General features: G+C 29.6%; 13 protein-coding genes. All 13 read right to left on the reverse strand.

The genetic code is table 11. From position 1 onward, the window contains the following. Positions 1–21: 21 nt before the first annotated feature. Positions 22–3,195: an efflux RND transporter permease subunit gene (locus SJY43_RS07800; protein WP_396603270.1), complete on the reverse strand. Its 3,174-nt coding sequence runs from the start codon at positions 3,193–3,195 to the stop codon at positions 22–24. Between the two features lie 34 nt (positions 3,196–3,229). Then, positions 3,230–4,258, reverse strand: a complete 1,029-nt coding sequence (lepB, locus tag SJY43_RS07805; protein WP_396603271.1) for a signal peptidase I — start codon at positions 4,256–4,258, stop codon at positions 3,230–3,232. A gap of 400 nt (positions 4,259–4,658) precedes the next feature. Beyond that, positions 4,659–5,141: a hypothetical protein gene (locus tag SJY43_RS07810; protein WP_396603272.1), complete on the reverse strand. Its 483-nt coding sequence runs from the start codon at positions 5,139–5,141 to the stop codon at positions 4,659–4,661. Between the two features lie 2 nt (positions 5,142–5,143). Next, the gene (locus tag SJY43_RS07815; protein ID WP_396603273.1) at positions 5,144–6,340 is read right to left on the reverse strand and encodes a DUF4221 family protein; all 1,197 of its coding nucleotides are present in this window, start codon (positions 6,338–6,340) and stop codon (positions 5,144–5,146) included. A gap of 228 nt (positions 6,341–6,568) precedes the next feature. Further along, positions 6,569–6,805, reverse strand: coding sequence for a hypothetical protein (locus SJY43_RS07820; RefSeq protein WP_396603274.1), 237 nt, complete (start codon positions 6,803–6,805; stop codon positions 6,569–6,571). A gap of 278 nt (positions 6,806–7,083) precedes the next feature. Beyond that, complete coding sequence (locus tag SJY43_RS07825; protein WP_396603275.1) at positions 7,084–7,284, reverse strand: DeoR family transcriptional regulator; 201 nt, start codon at positions 7,282–7,284, stop codon at positions 7,084–7,086. 11 nt (positions 7,285–7,295) lie between these two features. Continuing rightward, positions 7,296–8,816, reverse strand: a complete 1,521-nt coding sequence (locus tag SJY43_RS07830) for a TolC family protein (RefSeq protein WP_396603276.1) — start codon at positions 8,814–8,816, stop codon at positions 7,296–7,298. Further along, positions 8,813–11,893 carry an efflux RND transporter permease subunit gene (locus tag SJY43_RS07835; protein WP_396603277.1) on the reverse strand — a complete coding sequence of 1,027 codons (3,081 nt, stop codon included), beginning with the start codon at positions 11,891–11,893 and terminating at the stop codon, positions 8,813–8,815. Before SJY43_RS07835 ends, SJY43_RS07830 begins: the two co-directional genes overlap by 4 nt. Before the next feature lie 21 nt (positions 11,894–11,914). After that, positions 11,915–13,018 carry an efflux RND transporter periplasmic adaptor subunit gene (locus SJY43_RS07840; RefSeq protein ID WP_396603278.1) on the reverse strand — a complete coding sequence of 368 codons (1,104 nt, stop codon included), beginning with the start codon at positions 13,016–13,018 and terminating at the stop codon, positions 11,915–11,917. Continuing rightward, positions 13,011–14,915, reverse strand: coding sequence for an O-antigen ligase family protein (locus SJY43_RS07845; RefSeq protein ID WP_396603279.1), 1,905 nt, complete (start codon positions 14,913–14,915; stop codon positions 13,011–13,013). Before SJY43_RS07845 ends, SJY43_RS07840 begins: the two co-directional genes overlap by 8 nt. A gap of 952 nt (positions 14,916–15,867) precedes the next feature. Continuing rightward, positions 15,868–16,350, reverse strand: a complete 483-nt coding sequence (locus SJY43_RS07850; RefSeq protein WP_396603280.1) for a hypothetical protein — start codon at positions 16,348–16,350, stop codon at positions 15,868–15,870. Between the two features lie 272 nt (positions 16,351–16,622). After that, complete coding sequence (locus tag SJY43_RS07855; RefSeq protein WP_396603281.1) at positions 16,623–16,979, reverse strand: Gfo/Idh/MocA family protein; 357 nt, start codon at positions 16,977–16,979, stop codon at positions 16,623–16,625. A 118-nt stretch (positions 16,980–17,097) separates the two neighbouring features. Then, complete coding sequence (locus SJY43_RS07860; protein ID WP_396603282.1) at positions 17,098–18,447, reverse strand: Gfo/Idh/MocA family protein; 1,350 nt, start codon at positions 18,445–18,447, stop codon at positions 17,098–17,100. Positions 18,448–18,451 lie beyond the last annotated feature (4 nt).

Below are 18,451 nucleotides of genomic sequence, written 5' to 3' on the forward strand. Positions count from 1 at the left end.
ATTTTTAATGTTTTACTAAATTCATTGCCATTTGATTGCTTTATTATTTTTAAAACACTTTATTTTTTTTAAAGAAAAAATTGGTAGATAAATGAATATACCAATCAAAGAAAAAATTAATCCTCCAATAGAGCCAACAGCAAATGAAAACCAAAAAGCTTCATTTTGCCCGCTCCAAACAAAAGGTAATAAACCAACAATAGTGGATACTATGGTTAAAACTACTGGGATTATTTTGTAATTAAAAGCTTTAAAATACAAAGTGCTAGTATTTCTGTTTGGGTAATCTTTCTTCAAATTATTAAAGTCGTTAATAATATATAATGCAGAATTAACACTAATACCACATAATAAAATAAATGCGGCGTAACCACCTTGATCAAAATTAAAGTCAAAAATGTAAAAAGTTAAAAATGCACCAATAAAAGAAATCGGAATCATACTAATTATGGCTAAAGGTTGTTTTAAGGATTCTAGTAATATGGCACCAATAAAAAATATAATCACAATCACTATAAATAGATAGTAATATTGTGTTTTTTCATCTTTATCCCAGTTTTTGTTTTTTTTCTGAAAAATATTATAACCTAATGCTAGTTTAGGTTCAAATTGTTCAACTGCAATATTTCTTACTTTTTTAGCCATTTCTTTAGTTCCTAAAAAATCATAAGCTACAGTTAGTCTATACTTTTGATTATTCTTTTTTATTGTGTTTCCTGTTTTCTTTTTTTCTATAGATGCTAATTGATTTAGTTTATACGTTCTATTTTGAATTGTTATTGGTCTATTTTTCAAGTCCCAAACATTAAATTTTTTATATTTATTTGAAACTAATTTTACATCTTGAAATTCATTGTTTTGAATAATAGAAGCTAATTGTCCTGAGTGAACTTGGTTTTTTAAATAATCATATAATTTGTTTTCAGATATATTAGTATCTGCCAATTTATTAGAATCAAAATTTAAATGATACTCGTATAAAGTATTCTCTCTTAAACCACCGCTAGTTATTTCTACATCTTTAACACGTGAATTAAAATTTTCAACCAATTGTTCTTTTAATTGTTCAGCATAACTATACAATTTATCATAATTATAACCTTCTAAAATAATTCTATTTTGCTTGAGTCCTTTACCTGAAGCATTAGAAAAACCTCTGCCTACACCTGTAATAGTCCAATCTAATCCACCTAAGCTTATAGCTTTAGTTTGTAACAAATTTTTTAAAGCGTATGGAAAACCATTAAATTCATAACCCTCTTTAAAATAAATAGAAATACTAGAATTTTTATGACTGGATATATTTGTTTCAAAAAGTTCAATTTGATTAAACCTGCTTAAATAAGATTCCATTTTCATTATAACTTCATTAAGTTGTTGTATAGTACAACCATCAGGCATAGAACCTGAAACCTTTAAGGTAGTTCTTTCAACTTCAGAATAATAAGAATCTTCAAAAACATGTTCAGTAAACAACCTTAAAGAACCTCCAATAACTTTTTCTAAAGTAGGTCTTACATCATTTGCAAACCATTCATTGCCAACAATTTTACTGTATATGTTTAAAAAAAAATCATCATCATCTTCTTCTAGGTTTTTAGGTAATAAATGAAAAGGAATTCCAAAACCTAATATAAAAATTACAATAAGAGCCCATTTATAGCTTGGTCTTTTCATCCAAAAAATAATTCTTTTATAAAAATTTGTAAATTTTATAACGTTTCTTTTTCGTTTCCTAGAGAACTTAACCTGTTTACTAGTTAAGTTCATTTTGTTCAAGAGCGCTGGTACATAATACAAAGACACCAATAAAGATACACCAATATTTATAGCAATAACTAGTGCAAAATCTAATAAATCGGCTTGTTGGCTTTCTTCTAATAAAAAGATAATCATTAGTGCTCCAATAGTGGTTAACGTTGATGCTAAAATGGCTAAAAAAGCTTTTTTATCACTTTTGTTTCTAATGTGATCTATCATTATAATACTATTATCTATAATAATTCCAAAAGAAATAGTAATACCTGCAAAAGAATACAGTTGAAGTTCTACTTTAAGCAGATAGTAAAAAATTATAGCAATTAGTAAATTGGTAATTATACTTAAGAATAAAACAATTAAATATTTCCAACTTCTATTAATTATTATAATTAAGGTTAATAATATTATAAATGAAAAGAAAGTACGTTTTTGTATTTTTTGCAATTCTTCTACCACATATTCTGTACTGTCTTGGGTTAATCTTATATCATAACCCTTGCGCAAATCATTATTCAAGGTAGTTATTTTAGCTTTAATAGTATTCGCTAAGTTTATGGTGTTAACTCCATTTTCAGCATAAACGGTCATGTTAACGGTATTCAATCCATTTATTCTATAATAACTATTTACATCAGCTTCTTTATATTTTACTTTCGCAATATGCTTTAAATAAATAATTCTACCACCTATATGTTTTATAGGAATAGTATTCCAGTTAATTTCATTTTTAGATTTATACGACAATTGTAAACTAATTTCGGAGTCATAATTATCACTCTTAAAAAGACCATTACCTAATTCTTGATTACTAAGGTGATTATTAATAGCGTTTTTTATATCATTTACAGTTAGATGTAATTGTAATAGCTTATCAGTATTATATTCAATAACCCATTCAAAAGGAGCAGCTCCATAAACATCTAACTTGTTAACTCCTTTAATTATAGCTAGTTTAGGTGCAATATAGTTCTCTGTATATTTTTTAATATAATAAGGGCTTTCGTTAGCATTAATACTGTAAGACAAAACAGGTGACTTATTTTCATTAATAGTACTTTGCGATATATTTGGATAGGTAACCCCTTCAGGAAATTCAGAATAAGATTGACGAATTAGGCTGGCTATTTCAAACCTAAGCGCATCCATATTCATATTATCCTTGAACTCAATTGAAATATTCCCTTTACCTTTATTAGAAGTAGAACTTATTTCTTTAACACCTTTTATTGTATTAAAAACACCTTCTAATTTTGAAGTAACTTCTTGCTCTATTAATTTAGCAGAAACACCTTGCCATGTATAATTAATACCAATTGATGCTGTTTTTTCAGAAGGAGATAATTTGATATTTAATAAGGGTATAAGACTTGCCCCTATAATAGATAAACAGACAAAAGCAATAAGGATAGAAAAAGAAGAAAACTTTAAATTCATATATCACTTAACCATTTAACTTATTCATGAATAGTTAATAAATACTTTTAAATAACCGTCCCCATTGAAAGGTATCTTGATAGTTTGACAACAAAACCCCTTGTACATAACCTACAATATTCTTTTCTGGTAAAAACCCAAAAGTTCTTGAATCGAATGTTTCGTGCCTATTATCTCCCATCATAAAATAATAGTTTTGCTTAAAAGTGTACACCTCTTTTTTAACATCGTTTATAAAATAAGCGTTATTCACCTTTTTTATTCTAACCTTTTCGTGTTTTCGGAGTGCTTTATGGTAAATGGAAAAATTCTTATCGTTCAGAGCTATTTGCATTCCCTTTTTTGGGGTTATTATCGGGCCAAAATTATCAATAGTCCATTTTTCTTTATTTGTACGATAAAAAAACTTATCACTTTTGTTAAATATTTTTTCTGCATATCCAAAAGAATCAATTGAAGATAATTTACTTATTTCGTTTGCTTTTTTAATTGATGTATTTATTGTTGAGTATTGTAGTGTATCGGTTTCTATATTAACGTAATCTGTTACTTCAAGAGGATTAATATCTCGATGAAATTCTTCAATATTTTTAATTTTAAATTGATAATTGCTTTTAATGTTATTATTAAACTTAAGTTGCGAGTTATTAATATATACTCTTCCGCTTTTAATAAAGAGCGTATCACCAGGAATAGCGACACAACGTTTTACAAAAAAATAATTTTTCCTAAAGTTTTCATAAACAATAATATCACCATTTTTTACATTCGAATAGCCAGATAAGCGTTTGTAAGGCCACCAATGATCGTTAATGCGTTCTCTAGCATCTTTATTAAAATAAAAGGCCATATTTAAAACAGGAATATCAAAAGGAGAACGCGGTAGTTTGGGGCCATATTTTAGCTTATTTACTATAATAATATCCTGAGAAAACAAGGTGTTTTCCATCGAAGCACTTGGTATTTTAAAAATATCAAAAAGAAATAATCTTACTACTATTAGAGCAAATAAAAGTAAAAATAAAACAAACCCTTTTTTTAAAAATGGTTTACGTATTAGCACTAAAATTTTCTTAAAGATTAAGACCAAAACAAACAACATTAAAAAAAGCCAGAATAGGTTTATTAATGCAAATAAAATTGCAAGCAAGCAACTTAAAAAAATAGTTCTTTTGGTCATTTACCTGTTTGTTCTTTATGAGGTTAATTATAAGTGCTTTTTTTAGGTAAATAAAAAACAACTTTATTTTAAAATAAGAATTAGCCTTACTTAATAATACGTAATAACAAAAACTAAAAGACTCTTTAATGCAAAATGCAGATATATAAATCCATTTTTAATTTTATAAGAGTTCTTCTTCAAGTAGTTTTTTTAACTAAACAAAAAAATACTTTATTTCGTTTAGATGGAGACAAAGTATTATATATAATTTCAGTGCCTCATTGGTATATTCACCTAAGCTTCATTGTTTAGCCAAAGCTTTTATTTGCGTACTTAATTTAGCAAACGCCTCCCCATTATCAGGAGACTGAAACTGATAATCTTTTACTTTAGCATTTTCCAAGCTAATTATACATGGGTATATACTATTATCAGAAAGAATAATAAAATCCTCCTCTTTATCTATATAAACATTAGAATGCTCTTTAAGTTTAATACCTATCTTATTTTGTAATGTTTTAAGAGACTCTACGTTTGTAAGTACAAATAGTACCTCCTCTTTGTCTATATTATTTTTCATAAACATTTCTGCTTGTTTTATACAACCTTTGCAGCCTAACCCCGGTAATACTACAATCCAATTGTATTGATCTAAATTTTGATCAAATTTTTGAACAAATTGCTTGATATCTGTAAAATCCCCCTTTTTTTTTGTTTTGTTACAACTGGTTATAGTATTAAAAACCAAGAAGATTATAAATATATATTTTAAATGTTTTAGCATAACTAAATATCTTTAGGTTGGAAAATTTTAAAAGTTAAAGAGATTTCGTCTAGATTATGATGATCTAAATACTCAATGTTTAGGCCATCTTCCGTGACAAAAGAATTTTCCCAATTCCAATTTCTCCAAGCCCCTAAAACCGTTTCTCCTAAGTAATTATAGTCTTCATCCATTATAATTACTGCTACTTTCTTTTTCTTATAGTTCGTCTTTATAGTAGCATTAGGTATGGCTTTAAGTGTAAATCTATAGTACAACCTTCTCCATTTATCATGAAGTATGCCTCCATAAAAGTCTTGTTGATTTAGTTTTAAATTAATTTTATTTCGTGGTACTCGTCTTTTTGTTGTAGCAGGATCATTAAAAGAAGTAATAGTTCTTGCAAAATTACTTCCTGCGTATATTTTACTTGTTTTATTAGTTGATAAGTCTTGTTGGTAAACAAAATGAGAAACTGGATAGCTATATATTAATGCCTTTTTATTTGTATTATAAATAGGATACACTTTATTAAAGAATGAATCTCCCCAATTGTAATAATTACCATATAATTCTTTAGGGTAAGTGTGAGTAAAATCAATAATATTAGTTTTCATGTTGATTATAGCAGTATGTTTTGAATCTTTTATTAATTCGTCTGGTATAAAATCAGCGTAAAAACCAGTAAAATATAAATTATTATTAATTCGTAAAATGGGAATTACTGTTTTTGGGTCATATTGAGGATAATTACGAATCCAATTAAGGTCGTTAAACTTCTCATTACCTATCAAAGAAATTTTATTTGAAATTTCACTGTTATCATTGGCAATTATTATTTCTAACAAAGCTCTATTATATATATATATAGAATCTAAATTTTTTATAAAATAACCTGCAGGTTTTAATATTCCATTAGGCCCTTCTTTAGGAAAAGAAACTTTTTTTATTAAAGATAAATCTCTATAGTTATAGAAATAAATTGAATTGTTATAAGAATTTAAGAAGGTTAAATTTAAGTCATTAACTGAATCTTTATAGATTTGAATGTATGCGGGATTTGGAGCGGTAATACTATCCAAAGAAAACTCTTTAATATTTATTTGTTTTAAGGTTTTAATTTTTTTTAACTCTCCCGCTTTAGGGTTTTTTAACTCATTTGTATTATTAGAACAAGACCAAAAACTTGATATGAATATTGCGTATATTATTATTTTCATTGGAAATATTAATTTAAACGGTGAAATCTAAAAATTCTTCTTAGAAATCACCGTCTTAAACAAAAATTAAAAAGACATTTTAAGATTTTATTTTTATTAAAATATGTACATGTATTTTTATTCTAAGCAAAAAAATTGTCTTTTTGTTTTTTAAAATTTAATTTAAATCTACATTCTTCAAAAACAGATATTCTTATCCATTTTCTGAATTATTTTTCGAATAATCCATTAACACCCTTGTAAATAATAGGAGTAATGGCATTGGCCAGTTATGGAACAGTATCCGAGCGCATTTGGAGGACAACTATATGGTACCCATTCATCATCTTCAGCCGAAGCAGTGCTTATTAAGGCCAAGTCACTCAAACTAACATTTTGTATATCATTAAGATCTAAACTTGTTGTGCTAAAAAACATAGATAATGCCAACACAAATACGCCTACTATTCCTATTACTTTTTTCATTTTTATTAAAATTTTAATTATTTAAACAATTATTATTATCAAAAGTCTTTGAGGAAATACTACTTTTGCAGAATATTAAAAAGTACTTTACTATAAAATACTATTTAGTCTAAAAAAAAAGACTTCCTCTGGGTATTTCTTTTATTTATGTCATTGGCATGAATTTTTAGTTAAACAATTTGTGATTATATTTTTTAACATGTAAATGCTCAGAGGTTTTATTATTTTTATTGATTTCTCAAATTTAAAACCTCACAGGGACAAATTCTGACACTTTGCTATTCTTTTAGCAGGTATTTATTACTTTTTCTGCAATACACGATGGTTTTACCTTCATTTCTAAGGTTTTCTAACATTCGTTTTATAGTTCTGACACTACAACCATAATCATTTGCTATTTTTTCTAAGTCGCATAACCGTTTCTGTTCAATTAAATACAACAAATGTTTTTCTTTTTCTTTTCTTTCAGGATAAGTCATAATATCTAATCTTAGTTTTTCAGTATGGTTTCAAAATCTTGTAACAATGGGTTATCCTCAATAAAGTTATAGAGGGTTAGCTGTTGTACTTTATAGTAAATAGCCCAATAGTTTTGTAAAGCTCTTATGTAATTTTCATTAGCCTGTTGCCATGCTTTTCTAGATGCCGTTAGGTTTAAAAAATCAACACTTCCAGATAAAAAACGTTTCTCCGTTAAGTTATAAGATTCCTTGGCTATATCCCGGCTTCTTAATGCATCATCTACCAACTCTTTTTGTAGGTTAAAATCTAGAACATTTATAGTCACGTCTTGTTTATAGCTTTCTTCGTTCTGCTGCAATTCTATATCAATAACTTCTTTGTTCATTTTAGCTGTTTTAATATTACCCTTGCGTTCTCCCCAATCTAACACAGGCACATTTAATTGGATAGAAACCATTTGCTGGTCTAGAAATCTGCCATAAGCATCAACAAACGTATTAGCTTGTTGGTTTAAACCATAGCTAGCGTTTAATGATAAATCGAATCGGTTATTTTTTATAGCTTTATCAAGATCTCTTAAAGCTTCAATTTTTCTAAGTTTTAAATCAAGTATACTTGGGTTATTTTGATAAGCTAACTGAATGGCCTTGTTTAAATCTATACTTAAATCTGTTATTAATTCAGGGAGTTCTGGAAGGGCACCTTGGGGTAACTGATCTCTTAAAAATAGCTTTAGCTCCGCTTCTGTTTTTTGTAAATTTTGGGAGTTTTGTGTTAAATTAGTATTGGCGTTATAAACATCTAATTCTAAATTCAGTAGTTCGTCGCGTTCAATAGCAATTAAATCATAACGTTGTTTGCCAATTTTAAATAGTTTTTCAGCTGATGTCTTATTTTCTTTAGCTATTTCTACTTTTTTACTAGCCAAAGCCCATTTAAAAAATAGGTCAACCGATTTTATATTAATGGTTTGTAACTCATACAAAAAGTCTTGTTTAGCTTTTTGGAATTCTAAAGGTGCTATTTTTTGTTGCCATTTAAACGGGTTAAATGCCATAATTGGTTGCGTTAAACCAATTCTTACTGGGGTTGCATTATAGGTTTCTAATTTTGTAAGACCAAAATTCTCTAACCTATTAAAACTAGAGTTTAAATATATACGGGTTCCCGTAGCCCCGATATTTTGACTTAAAGAAAGGTTAGCAAAACTATTTATAGTTTGTTGTTGCCTAAAGACATCTATATTGAGTTCAGAGTCATAACGTTCAGTTAATGCCCTATTAAATGTAAATGGTCTCGTTTCAAAATCAATTCTAGGTAATAAACTCGATTTGAAAGACCGAAACTGCCAATAATTAACACCATATTTTCGCTTCGCTTTAAATACATCTAAAGAGTTTTTACTGGCTAATTTTAAAATACTATTAAGTTTAATTGTTTTTTGTTGGGTTACAGGTAACTTATCTTGCTGTTGTGCCATAAAGGGTGCACTACTTAATAAGATACTTAATACCAATACTATTTGTCTTATATGTTTATTTACATTCATGTTTTCTGAGTAAAATGATAATAGCAAAGTGGAATAAAGTACAGGCTTACAAAAGTGCCTAACAGCATACCTCCAATTAAAGCTACTGCTAAAGGCACTTGTAATTCTACTCCTAATCCACTTGAAAATAATAACGGTACTAGGGCTAGAATGGTTGTTAAACTTGTCATCAGTATAGGCTTTAGGCGTCTTTGCCCTGCCACTAATAAGGCTTTAATCAAAGAATAGCCTTGACGTTGCAATTGAATAATAGTATCTATTTTTAAAATGGAGTCATTAATAATAATACCAGCCATAACTACAAGACCAATCATAGACATTAAGTTGATACTCATACCAAAAAACTTTAATAACAAAAATGATCCCGCTAAATCGATAGGTACTTCTAATAATATGATAAGTGGTAAAACAAAAGATTCAAATTGAGAGGCTAGAATAAAGTAAAGGAGAACCAAAGAAATTAGTAAGACTATTTTAAGTTCTCCCATGAGTTCTTTATTTGAAAAAAAGCTTCCGGAGAAATTAGTATCAAACCAAGAGTTATGGCTTACAATCTCTTTTACACTATTTATGGTAGGTTCAACTTGATCATTATTAACACTAAACTCCACAGGAAAATATTCGCCCTCTCTACCTCCAGTTATAGTTTTTAAATCTTCTGCTTTTACTGTTTTGATAAAATTTTTCACATGAAAAACAGCACTATCTTTAGACTTTACAGTAGTTTCATTTAAAATAGCGTTAAGATGCTTTGTACTACTTCCTAAAATTACAGGAATAAAATTTTGATTATCAGTTATAGATAAAATTTCACGTTCGTTAAAAGCACTTTTTAACGTGTTAAATAATGTACTAGACGCAACATTATAAGTTATTAACTTTTCTTGATCTGCAACTAGCGTAATATGGTCTTCCCATGCTATGGGGTTTAAAGTTATCGTATTAAGATTGTCTTGTATTTGATACCAAATACTTTTTAATTGTTCATTTTGCTGACTTCCTAAATTTTCTACATGCCTTAAGCGCGCTACTAAAGGGACTTCTTTATCTGAAAAGATTAAGCTAAAAATATTATCAACATCTTCATAATTATAATTAGCATCAGGATAAGTTAATACGAGATTATCCTTTAAAATCTTCATTGTTTTTAATAACTCTAATTGTGATTTTGTTTGAATATAAATAGTCGTTTCTGAAGTTTTTGCATCTGCATTTTTATCTAATAAAAATTGCTGTTTGCCAACAAGTGCCGTTTGATTAATTAAATCTTTGGTTACTGGCTTTAATAAGTGTATAACTCTGCGTTTGTTCTCGTCTACGTTAATAGGTTCGTTCCAATCTATTTTTAATACCGTTTCTGTACTAGAAAATTCTGGCATTTGAGATTTTGGTAATAATGAAAATAAGACGATTGCTGCAACTAAAAGCAAAAGACTTATACCCCAAGATACTCGTTGTTTTCGCATAACCCAACGGAAACCTTTTTCGTAAACAACAGCATAGTTTACCGTATTTATTTTAGTTAGAAAACGATTCATTTTATTTGATGCATTCGTTTTTCTTAAATGAAATAAGCGATACAATACAGGCAATAAGGTAATAGAAACAAAAAAGGAAATAAATAAACCTATACTTATGGCCATAGCTTGATCGTAAAACAAAGCACCGCTAACACCACTTAAAAATACCAATGGAATAAAAACTGCACAGGTTGTTAATGCAGAACTTAATAAAGGTTTTATAACCTCTGTAGTTCCTATAATACAAGCCTTAGATAAATTATGACCACGTTCTCTATATTGGGTTATATTATCAATAACAATAATAGAATTATCTATCATAAGCCCTATACCTAATACCAAACCAGAAAGGGAAATAATATTTATTGAAATATTCAAAAGATGAAAAAACAATAAACAAACAATAATAGAAGTTGGTATGGAAATTCCTATTAATAAAGGAGACGTTATATTCTTTAAGAAAAAAAACATGACTATAAAAGCTAATAACATACCCCACAATAGGCTTTGAAATAAATTATTTATGGCATAGTCTAACAGTTTCGTTTGGTCTCTAGTTATTGAGAAATTAATGTGTGGGTAGTCCTTTTTTAGAGCTTCTATGAGTGTATTAAGTGATGCTTTTAAATCGTTCATTTTTGCATCACTTTGTTTTATAATAGCCATTGTTACAGCTTCATCTCCTTGAGATAAAAATAATCCTGTCCGCTTTTGTGGATGCTCAATAACTTCAGCAAGTTCTTTTAACTGAAATACCCGATTGTTGTGATTGATATAAACAGACTCAATATCTTTTATTGTATTTAAAGAGTTACCTAAGCGCACATCGTATTGATATTGATTGTCTTTAATTAATAGACTGCCAATATCTAGATCATTTCTCTTGATACTAGTTTCTAAATCTTCTAATCTAATACCAAGCCCATCTAATTTATTTTGATTGGGTATGATAAGGATTTCAGATGATACCAAACCACTAATATCTACCATAGCAACCTCGTTGACCTGCTCAATACGCTTTCGAATAACTTGATTGGTAAAACGATTAAAATCTATAAATTTTTGGGATACAGGATATAATCCATTAGTTTGTTTTATATCATTTTCAATGCTACTACCTACCTCATTAATAGACATATTTAAATAAAACACAGGAATATCTGTAGCACTAGCCTTTATAACTTTAGGTCGTTTTACTGTTTTGGGCAAACTCCCCATAATCCGGTCTATCTTTTCGTTTACCTCTATAAACGCATAGTCTATATTGGTGCCGTGCGTAAAACTTAATCTTATAACACCAGATGCTTTACTCGTTTCACTTTTTATATCCTTTAAATGACTGACTTGCATTAAACGGTAACGCAAAGGTTTGACAATGGCATCTTCTAACTGTCTTGCCGACATATTATCTGCCTCTACCTGAACTGTGATTTCGGGTACATCAATATCGGGCATTAAGGAAACAGGGATAAACCCAAAGGCATAAATCCCCAAAATAAGAATACCTAGCGCCGTCATTAAAACAGCTATAGGTTTATGTATTAAAAATTTAACCATCCGATAATTTTACTATAGAAACTAGTTGTTGGTTTTGATTGCTATTTCACTATCGTGCGCTAAATTTAAATTGTTGGAAACAATAATTGTATCTCCAACTTTCAACGACGCGCTACTTTTATCAGGATGGGGAATAACTGCATATTCCTTGCTATTCTCCAAGGTGGTTTGAATGTATGTCCAATAGGCTTTTCCTTTTTTAACAGTAAACAAAACTTCTTGGTTATCTCTTAAAACAACGGCTGCTTTAGGTACAACAAACTGATCTGGAATATCCTTTTGAATAAACACTTTTACATTCATCCCTTCCATTAAGTTACCATCATTCTTAACTAAGGCTTTTATTAAAATAGTACCATCTTTTTCAACCTGAGGATTTATGGTTGCAATATCCCCTTGGAAGGTTTTATTAACCGCAAACGGTTCTAGGGTTATTTTGTCTTTTACTTTTATATCTTTAAGTTCCGATTCTATAACATAAAATTCTACTTCAAAAACAGCATCGTTAATTAGGGTTATAAATTCCTTCCCAGAATTGATTTGGTCGTGTTGTTTACTATTTATATTAGCAATTTTTCCACTAAAAGGGGCTATGAGTTTGGTGGATTTTAAATCAAAACGTGTATTTTCCAATTGATGTAATGTGTTTTTATATCCCGATTTAATTGCCATTTTATCATATTCTTCTTTGGGTATGGCATCTTTATTATTGGAATTGAAACCACGACGAATCTGTAAATCATTGAATTCTAAAGTAGCTTGCTTTAAATCTATTTCTGCCTTATTTACTTTTTGTTGGTAGGTAAAGGCATCCAATTTTGCTAAAACTTGTCCTCGCCTAACATAATCACCATTTTTCACGTAAATATTTTGTAGTTTTTCACTAACCTTGAATTTTAAGGTGCTTTTTTCTAAAGCCACCAAATGCCCGTTGCTTACTAATTCTTTTTTGAAAACACCTGAATTCAATAGCATAATGTTTACCTCATTTTTGTCAGGGAGGTAGCTTTTTTTAGCTACTTCAGTATTTTGGTTTTCTTTTTGTTTATTACAATTTAAAATGGTTAAAAAACACCCTGTTAACAGGAAAAATTTCAGTATTACTTTTAGATTTACTTTATTCATTATTTTGAATTAATTCTTTCATTTCTTGTTGTATTTCTTTTACAGCTGTAGAGGGTACTTTAACATCTTTACTTAAAATAGTGTTAGCCATAATTATAGCATTTTTAGTATCTCCTTTACTTTCATGTAATTTGGCTAATAAATACAAAGGATAGAATCTTGTAGGTATCATATTAGCTGCATGGTTATAAGCAGCTTCTCCTTCTTTATATTGATTTAAGTTTTTATATGCATCACCTAAAGCAGTTTCTATAATGGTGGTGTTTAAATGTCTTTTGGCCTGTTCCAAAATTTGTATGGCTTTTTTATCTTCTTTATAGATGGATAATGCTTTCCCGTAATTCATTAAAAACTCACCATTGTTTTTTAATTCTGGATATGCTTCTTCATATTCCTCTATGGCACTTTCATAATCACCATATTGATAACTGCTTTGCGCAAATTTCCAATGTTTAAAGCTGGCATCTAATCTATTTACATAGTTAAAACTAAAAACAGTGAATAATAGAAGACTTACTAATATTGAAGTTTTTAAAGCGAGTTTAATAGAAGAATTAATTTTTAAACTTAGAAATCGCTTTATTTTGTTTTGGTCTAAGAGAGCTAAACTTGCCAACGACACAACCATAATAAGTTTAATAGGCAGGATTTCCGTTGGGTATGAAAAAAACGCAAAGACTCCAGTGGATAACAAGCTTATTTTTAAAATGAAGCTTAACTCACTATATTCTTTTCTGGCAGATGTTTTTATAATGAAATATAAAATTAGTATCAATATGATAAAACCAAACACACCCTGTTCGGTTATAAATTGAATGAACTCATTAAAGGCATAATACGTATTATCAGCAACCAAAGCTTCTTGTGTTTCTCCATGCTTTGAAAAGTAATTAGCTTGATAGTTCATATAATGAGTCTTAAAACGATCAAAACCTACACCGAAAAAGGGGTTGTCCTTTATAATTTCGGTAGAGACTTTCCAAATGAATAAACGCCCATCGGAAGAACCTTTTTTAAATTGATAAACACCAAATAGAGTTGCTCCCATAATTAATATGGATCCAGCTATTAAAATGATTTTTTTTACTTTGTTGAGTTGCTTAAAAAGCATTTTTATAATTTGATAACGCAGTTCAAACAAAAGCAGGCTGCTTATTAAAACAGCTAACCATGAGGCTCTAGATTGTGTAGCGGGAATAATTAGGACAATACTTATTATGCCGAGTAAGGGAACATATTCAAATGAAAGTTTTGTTATAGTATTGAGAATTAAATCCTTTTTCGTGCTTGCATTAAACAAAACTAGGCTGCTAATCACTTTTTCTCTAAAAAGATACAAACCTAAAGCAATCGGAAAAACAGACGTTAAAAAACCGGCATAGGGACCAGGATTGAAATAACTTCCTGTTATTTTAAACCCTGAATGATTAGATGGATAATATCCTAATAATTGGAGGTTGCCATAAATGGCTTGAATAATGCCAGAGATTACAATAGCCAATAACAGCCAGTAAAACGTCTTAATATCTAGGATCCTAAAAATCAGATAAAGGAATCCAATCCCTAATAATTCAATATATCTAATAGAAAAACTATAATTTGTTTGAAATAAATATCTATTCGTTACTATATAAATAAGCAGAGCTACTAAAACAATATCCAAACGAGATAATGAGAGGTTAGTTACTTTCGATTTTAAAATCCAGAAAGAGCTTATTCCTAACAAAACTGCACAGAAATAGACAAATACGATAAACTTACTAGTAATTGTTGATTGAGGATAGCTTGTTATATTTATTTGAGGAATACATACTAATAAAACTATAACAAAGAGAATATTTAAAAACTTTTTTGATTCAAAGTCAAGAAAAGTTGATACAATTTTACCTCTAAACATAAGTGTTTAATATATTATTTTCCTTAATTGTCGAGAGATACCTTTTGTGGTAAAGGCTTTATCCAAAAAAAAGATTTTTACTTACAAATCGCATCCTGTACTATCCTGTTTTTGCAAATAATTAGTGTTAAAAAGCCACAGCAATACATAAAACTCCCTTTTGTCTAAAATAATGTAGTAGGCACACTTGATTTATGGGTGAGTTTTTAATGCTTTATTTTAGATCTATGCAATTGAATTATTTTAATTTAAGTAACACAATGATTTTTCAGGAAAAATAATATTTAGCCAAGATAGATACTTGGACATATTTGAGGGCACGAAGTTAAAACAGGAAAGGTGTTTGTAGCAATTTAGCTAGATAATCTAGAAAACATGTGGTTCTAATAGAACCCTAACTTAACTCATATTTAAAAAAGTATAAATTGTAGTAATTAGTTAGATTAAAATATGATTTGTATCTTTATAATAATAAAGGCAAACAAATTTTATCTTTTAATAGTTCTTTTGTGATTTAGTGTACAATTAGGTGAGCAGTTGAAATAATTCCTGTTCATTTTCTAGTGTTTATAATACATGGCAGAGAATAGATTTAATCCTGCCACCCCGACTTTTTAAGCTCAACTTTTTGTTGAGCTTTTTTTATGCCTTAAATTTTAATTTGTTGGGCAATAGTCTCTTTAAAAAAGCTTAATTTTATCCATATGAGGTTAAAATTACTTGTTTTAATATGCTGTTTGTGTTATGATTATAGTATTCTCAGACTGAAACTAGAGTGCGCCCAAAAGTTTAGATAAATTTATAATTAATTTTGATATTAAAAATCAAAAAAGTGTATTTAGTTTCTCGTTTTACTTATTGGTTAGTATTTCAGTATTCGTAATTAACGATTTCATTTGAATGACAATCTCAATGGAAACCTTGAGATAGAGCCCTAAGGAATTATTTTTGATTAAAATACCGGCTTAGTAGCAATTTTATTGCCATACATAGCATCAAGTACCATTTGTACACAAATAGCTGCGTTTACACCCGTTGTAACATCTGAGATTGGTTTTTTGTTGAAAATGATATTGTCTCTAAAATCAATTAATGCTTGCTCGCTTGGTTCAATATGATCAATTGTAATAGGGATTCCTGAATTCTTATCCCATTTTGCAGTAGCTCCAGAAACACCATCCACGATGCCTAATTTTTTCTTTTTCCCTCCTTCAGGAAAAAACCAAGCTTTTTTATAATCGAGTACAATGGTACCTTTGTCTCCCAAAATTTTAATTTGATAGCCATCCTTAGCATTACTAGTTAAGCAAGTAAATGTTGTTTTTACACCGCTTGGATAACTATATATTAAGTGAATATTATCGTAAGTTTCACGTCCATCTTTCCAATAATCTACGCCGCCAACACCCATAACTTGGTTTAGCAATTCATCCAATACCCAATTTGAAAAATCTATTTGATGCGAACAGAGTTCGGCAGCTAAACCTCCTGAATATTAGCGATACATGCGCCAATTAATTGCGCGTTCTAATTGGGGTTGAGGTACAGGGCGTGTCCAATTTCCATGTCTATTCCATTGGCATTCGAAAGCCGCTATTTTGCCTATTTTTCCGTTTTTGATAAGATCTACTACATTTGTATATAATCTTGAACTATGATATTGATGCCCGGTCTGGAATATGGTTTTTGTGTCTTGAACTTTATTTACTAACTTTTAAATACCGTCATACCCTTTTCCATAGTTTTTTCGCAGTACACATACTTACCAGCATCTAGGGCATCTAAGGCGATTTTAGAATGCATATTGAAAGTTGTTGAAACTAATACGGCATCAACATCTTTATTATCCAACAACTTGCGATAGTCGCTATAACCTTTGGCTTTTCCGTTTGTGGCGTTTAAGCCATTTTCTAATCTAAACGGTAAAATATCGGAGCAAGCAATAACATTAAAATTTTCAATTTTATTGATATTAGAAATCATTCCAGTTCCTCTGTCTCCAGTACCAATAACACCTATGTTCACGGTATCGTTAGCACTTTTAAAATCAAAAGCATTACCCATGGCTAGGGTAGAAGTTGTTATGGCCGCCGATGCTAAAGAACCTTTAATTATAAATTATCTTCTTTTCATGTGTTTGTTTAAGATTTGAAGTCATTAAGATGCGTTGTTCATCTATTATTTAAACAGGTTTAATTTCCCAACCTGGTTCATACGTTCTAGACCATAATTTCATAGCTTCTCTATTAAAAATACGTCCTGTATTTTCATCAACCTCAAATGAATCATCAATTCTAGACGCAATATTAGCATAGTGCGTTAATAACTGACTTGTTGCACCTTGATCAATAGGAGACGTTAACTCAGCCTTTCCTCTAATAGCCTCAAAAAAGTTTAACGTATGAAATGTTGAAAGTTTTCCACCGCCACCAAGTGAGTTTCCTGATTCTATACCTGGTACTATGTTTTCTTTAATTAGTTTTCCTTTTAAATCATATAATTTATAACCATCACGATCTATAAAAACAGAACCATTAGAGCCGTAAATAATTGTGCCTCTTCCTGCGCCATATTTATCATAACCATTTCTGCTTCGGCCATCCCATTGAATGGTTCTGTTTCCAGTAAAACGGAACGTTGCTTCCATAGTGTCATACATTTTCCAGCCATCATCTTTATGATGAAATTTGCCTGATTTTACCTCTACATGCTCTGGATGTTTCACATCTAAAGCCCAACGTGCAATATCTAGTTCGTGTGTGGCGTTATTACCCATTTCTGCGGTACCATAATCCCAACCATACCAATGCCAGTTGTAATCCCATGTGTTATGGGTATAATCTCTTCTAGGAGCTGGACCTTGAAACAAATCCCAATCTAATCCTTCAGGCGGATTTGCCTTTACTTGATTAGGCACTCGTCCTCTTCTGTTGGTATAAAACGCTACAGCATTATATACATCGCCTATAATCCCATTATGGATTTCTTTAATAATTTCTTGTGATTGTAATGAGGATCTCTGTTGATTTCCCATCTGAACAATTCTATCGTATTTCTTTTGATAGGCCACCAATAACTCACCTTCTTTTGGGTTGTGACTACATGGTTTTTCTAAATAAACATGCTTTCCTGCTTGCATGGCCATACATGCTCCTGGTGCGTGCCAATGGTCTGGAGTTGCCATAAAAATAGCATCTACTTTTTTATCATTAATAATATTTCTTATATCATTTTCTAAAATGGGTTTATTTGATAATACTTCTGAAACAGCTTTTGCAGCGTTGTCTCTTTGACTTTTCATTACATCGCATAAATAAAGTAATTCTATATTACTTTCTTTTGCCGCAATAGCTCCTAAATATGCACCATAACGTCTTCCTAAGCCTTGGAGCGCAACATGTAATCTATCATTAGCCCCTATTATTTTTGAATAACTTTTAGCCGACATAGCATTTGCACTATTTGATACTATTGTTGCTCCTATAGCACCTAAAGCTGTTTTTTTTATAAAATTTCTTCTGTTAGAACTCATAATA

The sequence above is a fragment of the Algibacter sp. R77976 genome, from assembly GCF_044594645.1.
Taxonomy (GTDB): Bacteria; Bacteroidota; Bacteroidia; order Flavobacteriales; family Flavobacteriaceae; genus Algibacter_B.